The 13,698-nt window shown below is 34.8% G+C and carries 11 protein-coding genes; 6 read left to right on the top strand and 5 right to left on the bottom strand.

Annotated features, from left to right (window positions below; genetic code table 11):
- Positions 1-128: 128 nt before the first annotated feature.
- A complete protein-coding gene (htpG, locus tag H3S88_RS08680) occupies positions 129-2,006 on the bottom strand; it encodes a molecular chaperone HtpG (protein ID WP_198228030.1) in 1,878 nt (625 codons plus the stop codon).
- Positions 2,007-2,314: 308 nt separating this feature from the next.
- On the bottom strand, positions 2,315-3,676 hold the full coding sequence (locus H3S88_RS08675; protein WP_198228032.1) for a sodium-dependent transporter: 1,362 nt from the start codon (positions 3,674-3,676) through the stop codon (positions 2,315-2,317).
- Positions 3,677-4,011: 335 nt separating this feature from the next.
- Here H3S88_RS08675 and ubiG point away from each other — a divergent pair, with 335 nt between their 5' ends.
- The 4 genes from ubiG (at position 4,012) to H3S88_RS08655 (ending at position 8,570) form a co-directional block, all read left to right on the top strand.
- Entirely contained in the window at positions 4,012-4,722 is a 711-nt protein-coding gene (gene ubiG, locus H3S88_RS08670) for a bifunctional 2-polyprenyl-6-hydroxyphenol methylase/3-demethylubiquinol 3-O-methyltransferase UbiG (protein ID WP_198228034.1), read from the top strand.
- A 68-nt stretch (positions 4,723-4,790) separates the two neighbouring features.
- Positions 4,791-6,155, top strand: a complete 1,365-nt coding sequence (gntT, locus tag H3S88_RS08665) for a gluconate transporter (protein WP_198228036.1) — start codon at positions 4,791-4,793, stop codon at positions 6,153-6,155.
- A gap of 141 nt (positions 6,156-6,296) precedes the next feature.
- Positions 6,297-7,763 (top strand): IMP dehydrogenase, encoded by a 1,467-nt coding sequence (gene guaB / locus H3S88_RS08660; RefSeq protein ID WP_086327057.1) that lies wholly within the window; start codon positions 6,297-6,299, stop codon positions 7,761-7,763.
- A gap of 501 nt (positions 7,764-8,264) precedes the next feature.
- Positions 8,265-8,570 (top strand): DUF6694 family lipoprotein, encoded by a 306-nt coding sequence (locus tag H3S88_RS08655; protein ID WP_198228038.1) that lies wholly within the window; start codon positions 8,265-8,267, stop codon positions 8,568-8,570.
- A gap of 430 nt (positions 8,571-9,000) precedes the next feature.
- On the opposite strand, the gene pgm is transcribed toward H3S88_RS08655, so the two are convergent.
- Positions 9,001-10,638 carry a phosphoglucomutase (alpha-D-glucose-1,6-bisphosphate-dependent) gene (gene pgm / locus H3S88_RS08650; RefSeq protein ID WP_198228040.1) on the bottom strand — a complete coding sequence of 546 codons (1,638 nt, stop codon included), beginning with the start codon at positions 10,636-10,638 and terminating at the stop codon, positions 9,001-9,003.
- 91 nt (positions 10,639-10,729) lie between these two features.
- Positions 10,730-11,242: a hypothetical protein gene (locus tag H3S88_RS08645; RefSeq protein WP_086326061.1), complete on the bottom strand. Its 513-nt coding sequence runs from the start codon at positions 11,240-11,242 to the stop codon at positions 10,730-10,732.
- Between the two features lie 371 nt (positions 11,243-11,613).
- Here H3S88_RS08645 and H3S88_RS08640 point away from each other — a divergent pair, with 371 nt between their 5' ends.
- Positions 11,614-12,117, top strand: a complete 504-nt coding sequence (locus tag H3S88_RS08640; protein ID WP_198228134.1) for a glycine zipper 2TM domain-containing protein — start codon at positions 11,614-11,616, stop codon at positions 12,115-12,117.
- 231 nt (positions 12,118-12,348) lie between these two features.
- On the top strand, positions 12,349-12,756 hold the full coding sequence (gene gloA, locus H3S88_RS08635; RefSeq protein WP_198228042.1) for a lactoylglutathione lyase: 408 nt from the start codon (positions 12,349-12,351) through the stop codon (positions 12,754-12,756).
- Positions 12,757-12,941: 185 nt separating this feature from the next.
- Here the strand turns inward: gloA and gmk are convergent, their stop codons facing one another.
- The gene (gene gmk / locus H3S88_RS08630; RefSeq protein WP_065738872.1) at positions 12,942-13,565 is read right to left on the bottom strand and encodes a guanylate kinase; all 624 of its coding nucleotides are present in this window, start codon (positions 13,563-13,565) and stop codon (positions 12,942-12,944) included.
- Positions 13,566-13,698 lie beyond the last annotated feature (133 nt).

Below are 13,698 nucleotides of genomic sequence, written 5' to 3'. Positions count from 1 at the left end.
GTGTGATTAATATCAAACTTTTGCCAGAATTTAGTTGCCAATAAATTCTTTTTCTATCAATGAACCAAAGTAGCTATAAAAAAGCCCCGATTAAGTCAATCTTATCGGGGCGCAATTTTATGTTTTATTTATTCTTGTGCTAATAACTTATTCATAGTTTGAATAAATTTACTTGGATCGCTTAATGAACCTTTTTCAGCAAGTAATGCTTGATCAAGTAATAACTCAACCCAATCAGTGAACTCACTTTCTTCTTGAGTATCTGCTATACGTTTCACCAGTTTATGATCTGGATTAATTTCAAACGTATATTTGATATCAGGTGCTTTTTGTCCAGCAGCAGCAAACAATTTGGCCATTTGTGTGCTCATTTCGTCAGCAGCAGTTGTGACAACAGCAGGTGTGTTAGTTAAACGATGAGTTATTTTAACTTCCTTAACTTTATCACCTAATACTGTTTTTACTCTTTCAATAAATGGCTCAAGTTCTTTTTCAACTTGTTTTTGTTCTTCACTATCTTGATCAGCTAGTTTTTCAATAGATTCGTCTGATTTACTGACTGATTGGAATTGTTTACCATCAAATTCAGTTAGGTTGCTCATCATCCATTCATCAATACGATCGGATAATAATAATACCTCAATACCTTTTTTACGGAATAGCTCTAAGTGAGGGCTGTAATTTGCAGCACCATAGCTGTCCGCTGTGATGTAGTAAATCTTTTCTTGACCGTCTTGCATACGGCTGATGTAATCTTCTAACGATACAGTTTGTGCATCACTATCAGTGTGGGTTGAAGCAAAACGTAATAATTTAGCTATCGCTTCACGGTTAGCAAAGTCTTCGCCTGTACCTTCTTTTAATACTAAACCAAATTCACCCCAGAACTGTTGATATTGTTCTTTATCATCTTTGGCTAATTTTTCAAGCATTTGTAGTACGCGTTTAGTACACGCATTACGTAAACTTTGGGTAATTTTGTTATCTTGTAGAATTTCACGCGATACATTTAATGGAAGATCATTTGAATCAATTAAACCTTTCACAAAACGTAAATAGTTTGGCATGAATTGTTCAGCATCATCCATAATAAATACACGTTGAACATATAATTTTAATCCGTGTTTATTATCACGATTCCACATATCCCACGGTGCTTTAGCTGGAATATACAGTAAACTGGTGTACTCTTGTTTACCTTCAACTCGGTTATGGCTCCAACTTAATGGATCAGCATAATCATGTGACAGGTGCTTATAAAATTCTTTATACTCTTCATCAGTGATATCGGATTTACTACGTGTCCAAAGTGCTTGAGCTTTATTAACTTTTTCCCATTTGACTTCTTTACTTTCTTCGTCAGTGGTTTGCACTTCAACAGGTAATGAAATGTGATCAGAATATTTGCTGATAATGGAACGTAGACGCCAATCATCTAAAAACTCTTTTTCATCTTCTTTCAAATGTAAAGTGATTTCGGTACCGCGAGTTTCTTTATTATCATCTGAAATGGTATATTCACCTTCTCCCGCTGATTCCCACATAACGGCTTGGTCAGCTTTGGCGGTTGCTGCACGGGTTCTCACTGTAACTTTGTCGGCAACAATAAAGGCAGAGTAAAAACCAACCCCGAATTGACCGATTAATTGGCTATCTTTAGCCTGAACGCTTCCAATGGATTCTAAAAATGCTTTAGTGCCTGATTTTGCAATGGTTCCTAAGTTTTCAATGACTTCATCACGTGTCATACCAATACCATTATCAGAAATTGATAGGGTACCTGCTTCTTTGTTTACCCAAATGCGCACACCAAGTTCGCCGTCACCTGCATATAAATCTGGGTTTTCTAATGCTTTGAAACGAAGTTTATCGGCTGCATCAGATGCATTGGAAATTAGTTCTCTTAAAAAGATTTCTTTATTGGAATATAAAGAATGGATCATTAAATGTAGAATTTGTTTAACTTCAGATTGAAATCCACGAGTTTCAGTGCCTTGCTTACTCATTGACTAGTTCCTCTACTATATTTAGTTAATTCAATTCACGCTATCTGCTGCATAACGTTATTATCGACAAAACTATATGATTTTTATCGATTTATTATGCAGCTTTAGTCGTTAATATTTACTGAATAATATTAATATAATGGTTTGATTTATTGTTGTATTGCTATATGGGAATAAAAAATAGGATTTCAATACAAGTTAGTAAAATTTATTAATTGTTTGTCTGTTTTTTGTTAAATAAGGGGTGTAAAAAAGCCTTGATGGATATCAAGGCTTATAATATAGGTATTATATAATTTTGTTATTATTTAAATAAATCCATAAATAAGAATCAAAATCACCGCAACAGGAACAATAAATCGAGATAATACCGTCCAAATATTGAACCAAAAGTCATTTAAGTTTAACTCTTCACGGATACGTTTTTGATTCATCATCCATGCTCCAAACACTACCGTACCTAAACCGGTAACAGGTAACATGATTTTACTCGTTAAATAATCCAGTAAATCAAAAATATTTTTATCAAATAATTTTACGTTTGACCATTCATTAAATGACAAAATACAAGCGATACCTAATGCCCAGATGAAAACACTGCTTACCACTGTTGCTGTTTTACGTCCCATATGGGTTTTTTCTTCTAATAGTTCAACTGTTGGTTCAAGCAATGATATTGAAGAAGTTAACGCAGCAAAAGTTAAGAAAATAAAGAATAAACAACCTAAAATAGCTCCTCCAGCCATATTACCAAAGGCAATTGGAAGTGTAACAAAAATAAGCCCAGGACCGGAACCCGCTTCTAAACCGTTGGCAAAGACGAGTGGGAATATCGCCATACCCGATAGCATTGCTACTATTACATCTAAAATCACCACAGTACGCGCGGTTGATAGTAAATTTACATCTTTACCAAGGTAAGAACCGTATGCCATCATTATGCCCATACCTAATGATAAGCTAAAAAACGCATGACCTAATGCTGCTAAAATTGCGGTGCCATTTAGCGCTGACAGATTTGGGGTAAATAAGAATTTAAATGCTTGACCGAAAGATGGACCACTCACATAAGCGGCATAACCAACCAATACCAATAGCAATATGCCTAAGCCTGGCATCATGATTTTACACGATCGCTCTAAACCAGCACCAACGCCCAAAGCAACAATAAGAGTATTAGCCGCCATAAAAACGGTATGCCATATTAATAGGCTGTCAACGTTATCAAGAAAATTTTTAAAGATTTGACCTGTGCCTGCACCATCAACACCATTAAATGTCCCTTTTATTGCTAAAAAGATATAATCAGTCGCCCAGCCACCAATCACGCTATAAAATGAAAGAATTAAAAATGAACCGAGTACACCAATTATACCTACCCATTTCCAAGCTTTAGAACGGCCTTCAGAAACAGCCACATCTTCCATAGTATGAATTGGATTTTTTTGTCCACGACGACCAATTAACCATTCTAAGACCAAAATAGGCAAGCCAATTAAAAACATAAACAGTAAATAGGTCAACACAAATGCTGAACCCCCCATTTCACCCGCCATATATGGAAACTTCCAAATGTTTCCTAACCCAACAGCAGAACCAGCCGCAGCAAGCATGAATCCCATGCGTGAGCTCCACTGAGAGTGATTTTTTTTCATAGTACCTGTACTCATGAATATTTACCTTGCCCTCAAAATAATAATTTAATTGTCGCTTTAATTAATGTCTAACCATTACTTTATTAAAAGCATAAAATTGCAAATCATGCCATGAAATACAAGGGGAAACAAGAATTCATTATAAATTTTAATGTGACTGTCTATTTTAACATTAGAATTATTTATTGTAATAAACCTTATTAAGTTGATTATATAAAAGTTTTATTTTAAATATACTCATCACTCAGTCGTATTTTATTGATATTGCATTTAATTTTATTCTTTTATTCATGCCGGCCATGACATAAAATAGAGTCTGATTAATTAAATTTTTGGATAAATAAGATCCCATGACACAAAATATTGATTTCAATGAAATAAGTAAATTTTCTCAGTTAGCAGCTCAGTGGTGGGATCCAAATGGTAAATGCAGACCTCTCCATATTATCAACCCTTTACGTGTGGATTATATTAAACAACAGGTAGGTTGTTTAGAAAACAAACGAGTGTTAGATGTAGGCTGTGGGGGAGGCATTCTATCCGAAAGTCTTGCTAAATTTGGCGCTGATGTTACAGCGATTGATCTGGCAGATGAATCACTGGCAGTTGCCCAGCTTCATGCAAAAGAAAATAACTTAGTTATTAGTTACCAAAAGCAAACCGTTGAAGATCATGCTAAAGAACATCCCGCTCATTATGATGTAATTACTTGTATGGAATTATTAGAACACGTGCCGGATCCATTTTCGATTATCCAAGCTTGTGCAACGCTACTTAAACCGAATGGCAAACTCTTTTTATCCACTATAAATCGTAATCACAAAGCTAAATTATTGCTAATTTATGGCGCAGAATACATCGCTCGAATGGTACCAAAAGGGACTCATGATTTTAACCGATTCATTCGTCCATCAGAATTAATGAATTGGGTAGAACAAGCGAAATTGGAAGTTGAAGATATCATAGGCATGGAATATCACATACTCAAAAATGAATTTAAGTTGGGATCAAACATTGATGTTAATTACATTTTGACAGCCCAAAAAACCTTAAATTTGTAAAATGTGATCTAATTCTCATTTTAGACATTTTTTCCATTATTTTTTTTATTTTTCCTCTATAATTCCGAATGTTACCGATAACATATCTGATTATTCTAGAGGAAATATTCATGCCGTTAATCATTATAGCTATAGGCGTAGCTTTATTACTTGTCTTAATGTTGCCGCTACGCGTCAATGGTTTTATTGCCTTGATTCTTGTTGCCTTAAGTGTTGGTATCATGGAAGGTATGCCCGTAATGGCAGTGGTTCAATCCATAAAAAATGGAGTAGGAGGAACACTGGGTAGCTTAGCATTAATTATGGGTTTTGGTGCCATGCTGGGCAAACTATTAGCGGATTGTGGTGGCGCACAACGCATTGCAACAACGTTAATTAATACATTTGGTGATAAAAAAATACAATGGGCTGTTACCCTAACGGGTTTTATCGTTGGTTTTGCCTTATTTTATGAAGTAGGTTTTGTTTTATTGCTACCGCTTGTATTAACCATTGCAGCAACCCTTCGTATCTCCCCATTATATATTGGTATTCCTATGGCGGCGGCTTTATCTGTTACTCATGGTTTTTTACCTCCTCACCCTGGCCCAACTGCTATCGCCGAAATATTTAAAGCTGATATGGGGCGCACTTTACTTTACGGTACTATCATAGGTATTCCAACTGTAATTTTAGCAGGCCCTGTACTTGCCAAAATGCCTTTTATACGAGCCATTAATCACCCGATTGAAGACGGATTGTATAATTCAAAACAATTTACTGATGAACAGATGCCAAGTTTTGTTGTCAGTGTATTTACTGCTTTAATTCCGGTTGTACTCATGTCAATTCGAGCGGTATGTGAAATGACTTTACCAAAAGGGCATTTGATTCTGCCTTATGTTGAATTCTTTGGTGATCCAATTATCGCTACATTGATTTCAGTTATTGTCGCGGTGTTTACCTTTGGCATTTTCCGTGGTCGTTCAATGGCTCAAATTAATACGACTTTAGCGGATTCAATTAAAATCATCGCCATGATGTTATTGATTATTGGTGGCGGTGGCGCCTTTAAACAAGTTTTAGTTGATAGTGGCGTTAAATTTTATATTGAAGAGATGATGCATGCATCTAATATATCACCACTTATTATGGCTTGGTTAATTGCTGCATTATTGCGATTAGCTCTTGGTTCGGCAACGGTTGCGGCATTAACTGCTGGTGGCATTGTATTTCCATTAATCGCTTCCACAGGCGTGAGTCCGGAATTGATGGTGATTGCGACTGGAGCAGGTAGCGTGGTGTTTTCTCATGTTAATGATCCTGGATTTTGGTTATTTAAAGAATATTTTAACCTTAGCATTACCGAAACCATGAAATCGTGGTCTTTGCTAGAAACGGTCATTTCGGTGTGTGGATTAGTAGGTTGTTTAGTGATCAATATATTTATCTAATTTACCAAATTTTTATTTTTTCCTTAGTGGATAATTCTGCTAAGGAATTTTTCTTAAATACCGCTGGTCTTTTTGCGCAAAAGTGAGTAGAATGCATCGGCAATATTTTATCAACAACTCAACTCAATGGTGAATATTGTCATGTCTCGTATAGTAAAAGAAGCCCTCACGTTTGATGACGTGTTATTAGTCCCAGCCCATTCCACTGTTTTACCGAATACTGCTGATATCAGTACGCAACTTACCCAAACCATTAAACTAAATATTCCAATGCTTTCAGCAGCAATGGATACTGTTACTGAATCTGATTTAGCCATTGCACTTGCGCAAGAAGGTGGAATTGGTTTTATCCATAAAAATATGTCGATTGAGAACCAAGCTAATCATGTAAGACGAGTGAAAAAACATGAAAGCGGGATTGTGCAAGATCCGGTAACTGTTTTACCAACAGCCACTATCAAACAAGTAATCGATTTAGCGAAAGAATATGGATTTGCTGGTTTTCCTGTTGTGACTGAGTCACAAGAATTAGTGGGTATTATTACTGCACGAGATGTTCGATTTGCAACTGATTTATCACTGCCCGTTACTGCGGTAATGACTCCGAAAGAACGTTTAGTTACGGTAAAAGAAGGCGAACAACGTGAAATTGTTTTAAAAAAAATGCATGAACATCGCGTCGAAAAAGTGTTAGTTGTTGATTCGAAATTTCATCTTAAAGGTATGATTACTGTCAAAGATTATAATAAAGCTGAACAAAAACCTAATGCATGTAAAGATGAAAAAGGGCGCTTGCGTGTGGGAGCCGCAGTGGGTGCGGGGGCAGGAAATGAAGAACGTATTGCCGCATTAGTTGAAGCTGGCGTCGATGTGTTATTAATTGATTCATCACATGGTCACTCTGAGGGTGTGTTAGAGCGTATTCGTCAAGCACGAAAAGCCTATCCTGATCTACAAATTATTGGAGGTAATGTCGCTACAGCAGAGGGTGCTAAAGCACTTATTGATGCAGGCGTTAATGCCGTTAAAGTTGGGATAGGTCCAGGTTCAATTTGTACTACTCGTATTGTTACTGGCGTGGGTGTACCACAAATTAGTGCAATTATGGATGCTGTTGAGATGGCACAAAAGCACAATATTCCAGTTATTGCCGATGGTGGCATCCGTTTTTCTGGAGATATAGCCAAAGCCATAGCTGCGGGTGCCGCTTGTGTTATGGTCGGTTCTATGTTTGCAGGCACTGAAGAAGCTCCTGGCGAAATTGAATTGTTCCAAGGTCGAGCTTATAAATCTTATCGTGGTATGGGATCGCTTGGTGCAATGGCCAAAGGATCCTCCGATCGCTATTTCCAAACGGATAATGCTGCTGATAAACTTGTACCAGAAGGCATCGAAGGACGTATTGCTTATAAAGGTTTCTTAAAAGAAATCATCCACCAACAAATGGGAGGATTACGTTCTTGTATGGGATTAACGGGTTGTGCAACCATTGATGAATTACGCACTAAATCGAAATTCTATCGCATCACTGGCGCAGGTATGAAAGAAAGCCATGTACATGATGTTTTAATTACCAAAGAGCCGCCTAACTATCGAGCTGGGGTATAATTTTATTATATCTCTTTTCTAGGGTAGTTTGATTTTAGGCATTTTAAAATAGATATCGCTTGTCATCATTTAAATTTATCAAAACTAAAGGGACTTCTTAAGTCCCTTTAATCAATAGTACTACAACACTGTATTTTTTATCTTTCTTTGCTTTAACTATGATTCATACTTAAATATTGAATTGAAGATTAAAAATGAAACGGTATAGACTCCTGAATATTTTTTACAAAAATTCTTTTTTATGCATAACATTATCATTCAGTAAAATTCTTTCGTTGCAATTGGTTTTGTCTATTTTTAATGGATTGGTTGCTAATGTAACTTAGTCTATCTTAACGTTACCGTTTTAATGGATAACCCTACCAAATTATAATTTAAAAAATTTAATTAAATTAATGAGTTTTCAAGTTATTTTTTTGCGTAAATAATTTGATCTGTAATCAAATTATCTATAATATTAACTCGTAATCAGTATATTATAAGGATAAATGGAAATAGGAAATGAGAAAGTCATTAATTGCGTTAATTTCAGTAGTATTATTAACAGGTTGTGGTGATAAAACCATTGATGCATCATCTTCAGAAAATCTACAAAAATCGATTTCTGAGATGGTAAATGAACTTCAAGGCGAACAGTTACAATCATTTAATCTCTCAATTGGTAGAATTATGATTAATTCAGTTATTGAAGCAGCGGGTGATGAGAAAAAGAAACAAGAGATTATCAAAAGCAAAATTGATGGTAAAACGGCTGCAGAAGTTATTCAAATTGGTGAAAACGAAAAAATACCAGGAGAAGCCGACTAAATATTTTTAAAATATCAAGATTGCAATATTTTAATACAGGTTAACGAGATATTTGAAATATAAAGAGTAATTTTTTAAGAATAATAATTTAAAAATCGGTTATATAAATAATTCATTAGGCTAATATTAAATTTTTATAATTAATAATACGATAATTTATAACTCTCAATAAAAGTTGCAATCTTTTTAAAATTATCCAAATTCTTTGTCAGGTTCTTTCATTTCAATAAACACCTTATTGTTCCAACGCAAAAAATAATAATTCAAAGTGTTCAGAATGATCTTTTTAATGGTAACTTTAATTACAAGGATTTCTAATAATTTTACTGAAAAAAATAATTAGAAATGCTTTTTATAAAAACAAAATAGCAGCCATAACGACTGCTATTTTTTCTTTTTTTGGGAGGGTAAATAACCGTCATTGATATGGTTATTTTATTGCCTTGGCTACGATTTCTTGAGCTTCTTTCTGTAAAGTCGCCAAATGATCATTACTGATAAAGCTTTCAGCATAGATTTTATAAGCATCTTCCGTACCTGATGGACGAGCGGCAAACCAACCATTTTCTGTGATAACTTTTAGTCCACCGATTGGTGCATTGTTAGCGGGTGCTGTGGTTAAGCACTGAGTTATCTTTTCTCCTCCAAGTTTGTCAGTGGTTAACTGACTTGCATCAAGTTTAGATAGTTTTTGTTTTTCACTAAACGTTGCAGGAGCTTGAATTCGTCCATAATAAGATATCCCAAATTTGGCTTCAAGTTCTTGGTATTGTTCTTGAGGATTTTTGCCGATTTTAGCTGTCATTTCCGCAGCAAGCAAACAAAGAATAATACCGTCTTTATCTGTTGTCCAAACTTTGCCGTTTGTTCTTAAAAACGATGCGCCCGCGCTCTCTTCACCCGCGAATCCTAATTTGCCGTTATAAAGCGCATCAGCATACCATTTAAAACCTACAGGGTACTCTAAGTATGTTTTATTAAGGCTATTTGCTACGCGATCTATCATTGAACTGGTGACCAATGTTTTACCAATAGCAATATCTTTATTCCATTGTGGGCGATTTTGGAAAAGATAGTTAACGCAAGTTGAAAGATAAGCGTTAGGGTTCATTAATCCTTTAGGCGTTACAATTCCATGACGGTCAGAATCCGTATCGTTACCAAATGCTAAATCAAACTTATCTTTTAACTCTAATAAACCCGCCATTGCCCATCGGCTGGAGCAATCCATTCTAATCACTTCATCATGATCCAAATGCATAAAACTAAAAGTCGGGTCAATTTTATTATTAACAATATTGAGGTTTATACCATATTTTTCAGCAATACGCGGCCAATAAGTGACACTCGCACCACCTAATGGATCGACACCTATATTTAAATTTGAGGATTTAATTAATGCCAAATCTAAAATATTTTCCAGATCATTAACATAATCTGTTTCATATTCTTTGGTATGAATATAAGATGAATTAAGTGCTTTTTCTAACGTAACACGCTTTACACCATTAAGGTTGTTTTTGAGTAATTCATTAGCGCGATCTTCTATCTGTTTCGTAATATCGGTATCAGCCGGTCCACCATTAGTAGGATTATATTTTATACCACCATCTTCAGGGGGGTTATGTGAAGGGGTAATGACAATACCATCGGCAAGTTGTGATTGTTTATCTTGATTAAATGTCAGAATGGCATGTGAAATAACCGGTGTCGGCGTATATCCCCAATCACGCGCGATAATTACCGTTTGCTCGTTTGCAACGAAAACTTCAAGCACGGATTTTAAAGCTAATTCGGACAGAGCATGTGAATCTTGACCAATAAAACACGGGCCTGTGACATTGTTGGCTTTACGGTATTCGGCGATTGCTTGAGCAACAGCTAAAATATGCGCCTCATTAAATGTACCTTTATTTGCACTACCTCGATGACCTGAGGTGCCAAAAATCACTAATTGACTGGCATTTTCTGGGTTAGGGCTAATCTGATAATAATTATTTTTCAAAGTTTCAACATTAATCAAATCGGCTGGCTTTGCTAATAATCCTGCTCGGCTGTGATTTGCCATTTTATACTCCTTTTTCCAAAATTTTATATCTACATCCAAATTTATATTTATGTTAGCAATTGTTAGCTATTTAATATATATAGTGAATGTTTTATTTTATTTGTGCTGAAAAAATATTAATAACTTGGTTTATCATACTTTCTGAAATGCCCATATCACTCATTATTGATTCTAGTATATACATTTTTCTAGCCGTATTAGTATTACTAATAACCCAATAAGGTGTTCCGATAACTTCGCGAGGCTTGGTATTTTTACCTGATGTTTCTAAAGATTTTTTATCTTTTGCTAAATATTGTCGTTTACTACCATGTAAAGAAGTGGCCGCTATCGAAAAAAGGGCGGGATTATAGTTATAAAGTGCGCCAAGTAGTAATATAAAACGGCTAATGATTGACTTTTCGTTAATAAACAAATCACTATCTAATAAATCATTAAATAATGTATATTGAGTTTCAGGTTGAGAAACAATGTTAGTCTTAGCTTTAACGGGTTGATTTATTTTTAATAAACGTCGCAAAATACTGGATGCATCTTCACCAATATGTTTTGTTTGTGATGCGATAAAATGGTATAATTCTTCGTCAATTTCGATAGTTTTCATTATGTTAGTTATGCCTATAAATTAATCTACTGGACTCGTTTGCATTGCAAAGTTGTCGGGTTAATGTAAATTGTTGTTTACTTCATTAGACAAGCAAGTAGCATTTATTGATTAGGCTATTGCTTTTTTAATTTCTGTTATTAGTTTATATTATGACAGGCGGATATCATAACTGATAATATTAAATGAAAAAATAACCGTTTCATATACTAATTGTATGGTAGATAAACTATTGAGCTGAGTATAACTCAACTTGATAATAAATAGTATTATCATTTGATAAAATAATGAAAAGCATATTGTCGTTTTTGTAAAAGAATATTATGCTTAAAATGTATGAGCTTGCTCATGCTCAATAATATGAGGAATAAATTATGAAAAAAATTGTCACAGCAGCTATCTTAGTTTCACTTCTCTCTGGTTGCACCAATAGTGATATATATTCAGGTGATGTCTATACAACTGATCAAGCAAAACAAGTTCAACAAGTTAGTTACGGTACTATTGTATCTGTACGTCCAGTCAAAATTCAGACCAATGCTACAAATGGTAAAAATGAAAACGTTGTAGGCTCACTAGGTGGTGCTGTGATTGGCGGTGTGTTAGGTAATACCATTGGTAATGGTACTGGTAGAGCGTTAGCTATTGCTACAGGCGCTATTGGTGGTGCAGTAATTGGTAGTGCAATTGAAGATAAAACTAGCCAAACAAATGCTGTCGAGTTAGAAATTGAGCGAGAAAACGGCGGTAATATTGTTATCGTGCAAAAAGGCTCCCCTAATGAATTTTATACAGGCCAACATGTTCGTTTAGTAAGTAATGGTAAACAAATAAGCGCCTCTCCACGTTATGGTAGTTCCTATAATAATCAATAGGTTAAAAGCTATTAATCTTAACTTTCGCTTGCTTAATAAGTGAGCGAAAGTTGAAGTTTAAATTTGAGTTATGCTATTAGCATAATAATCTCTCCAAGTTAACCATTAATTACTTCTCTTCAATGCAATTTCTAAATCAAACTCTAATCTAAATATAAAATATTTGCCTGTATAATCGCTAACAGATAAAATCAGTTGGTGCAGTTAACTATTAAAAGGAACAATAAAGCAATGCGTATATTACATACTATGATTCGAGTTGGAGATTTACAACGTGCTATTGATTTTTATACTCGTGTAATGGGAATGAAACTATTAAGAACCAGTGAAAATACAGAATATAAATATTCTCTCGCATTTGTTGGTTATGGTGATGAAACTTCCAGTTCAGTTATAGAACTTACCTACAATTGGGGTACAGAGCAATATAATCATGGTGATGCTTTTGGGCATATTGCCATTGGTGTGGATGATGTTGCTAAAATGTGTAATGATGTAAAACAAGCGGGGGGTAAAGTTACACGTGAAGCGGGGCCCGTTAAAGGTGGTAAAACTATCATCGCTTTTATTGAAGATCCAGATGGCTATAAAATTGAACTCATTCAAAATGATCAGGCGGATAAAGCATTAGGTAACTAATTTTATTGACTCATAAAATCGCCGATTCATATCGGCGATCGACTAATTTTTTACATCAACTTTTTTACATAACTAAGGTTTATAGTTTTGTAAAATTACTATTGTGACTCCTCTGCAACACTCTAATAATTAATGCAAATAATTATCTAACTCTATTTAGTGATTTAGTGCAGATCGATAATTAATTATTCAGCAAGCAATTCCTTGAGTAATTGTTGATTGGCTAAGGCTTGTTTTGGTTGCTCTAAACTGGCTGCGTTGATAATAGAATTTAATGCATTTAAAGAACATTCAAAATCATCATTAATGATAATGTAATCATATTCATTATAATGTGAAATTTCAGCTTGGGCTTTTTGCATTCTTTTATTAATAACAGTTGCATCATCTTGACCTCGTTTAATTAGGCGATTTTCAAGCTCTTTGAGTGATGGTGGTAAAATGAAAATGCTTTTTGCTTGTGGCATTTTTTCCCTTACTTGTTGTGCTCCTTGCCAATCAATATCTAAAAATACATTAATACCTTGTAACAAGCTCTGTTCAATCTCAGCTTTAGAGGTTCCATAATAGTTTTCAAACACATGAGCGTATTCTACAAATGCTTGCTCATCAATTAATGACTCAAAATGTTTGTGATCGACAAAATAGTAATGTGTGCCATGTAATTCTCCTGGTCTTGGATTACGCGTGGTATGAGAAATAGAAACTTTAGCAGGATGATGATCCTCTTGCTCTAAGTAAGCTCGAATTAAACTTGATTTACCTGCACCACTTGGCGCCGAGATAATAAATAGCGTTCCAGTATACATATATTTGATTGCCACTTTAATTAATATTAAGTTATTTTATTGTCATAAAGACGAGTTTGGCGATATTATAACAAACTTTAACGATAGTTTGTCTCATATTATTATGCAGACTATTTAGTTGGTATAAGTTTAT

Origin of the sequence: Gilliamella sp. B14448G11 (assembly GCF_016101765.1) — a bacterium.
Lineage (GTDB): Bacteria > Pseudomonadota > Gammaproteobacteria > Enterobacterales > Orbaceae > Gilliamella > Gilliamella apicola_N.
Note: the sequence above shows the minus strand (reverse complement) of the source record. Positions and strands in the feature narration are given on the sequence as shown.

Excerpts from the sequence above, each read along its gene's own strand:
- H3S88_RS08675 (WP_198228032.1), bottom strand. The coding sequence starts at position 3,676 with ATGAGTACAGGTACTATGAAAAAAAATCACTCTCAGTGGAGCTCACGC.
- gmk (WP_065738872.1), bottom strand. The coding sequence starts at position 13,565 with ATGTATACTGGAACGCTATTTATTATCTCGGCGCCAAGTGGTGCAGGT.
- H3S88_RS08655 (WP_198228038.1), top strand. The coding sequence starts at position 8,265 with ATGAGAAAGTCATTAATTGCGTTAATTTCAGTAGTATTATTAACAGGT.
- pgm (WP_198228040.1), bottom strand. The coding sequence starts at position 10,638 with ATGGCAAATCACAGCCGAGCAGGATTATTAGCAAAGCCAGCCGATTTG.
- H3S88_RS08645 (WP_086326061.1), bottom strand. The coding sequence starts at position 11,242 with ATGAAAACTATCGAAATTGACGAAGAATTATACCATTTTATCGCATCA.
- guaB (WP_086327057.1), top strand. The coding sequence starts at position 6,297 with ATGTCTCGTATAGTAAAAGAAGCCCTCACGTTTGATGACGTGTTATTA.
- gloA (WP_198228042.1), top strand. The coding sequence starts at position 12,349 with ATGCGTATATTACATACTATGATTCGAGTTGGAGATTTACAACGTGCT.
- ubiG (WP_198228034.1), top strand. The coding sequence starts at position 4,012 with ATGACACAAAATATTGATTTCAATGAAATAAGTAAATTTTCTCAGTTA.
- htpG (WP_198228030.1), bottom strand. The coding sequence starts at position 2,006 with ATGAGTAAGCAAGGCACTGAAACTCGTGGATTTCAATCTGAAGTTAAA.
- gntT (WP_198228036.1), top strand. The coding sequence starts at position 4,791 with ATGTTACCGATAACATATCTGATTATTCTAGAGGAAATATTCATGCCG.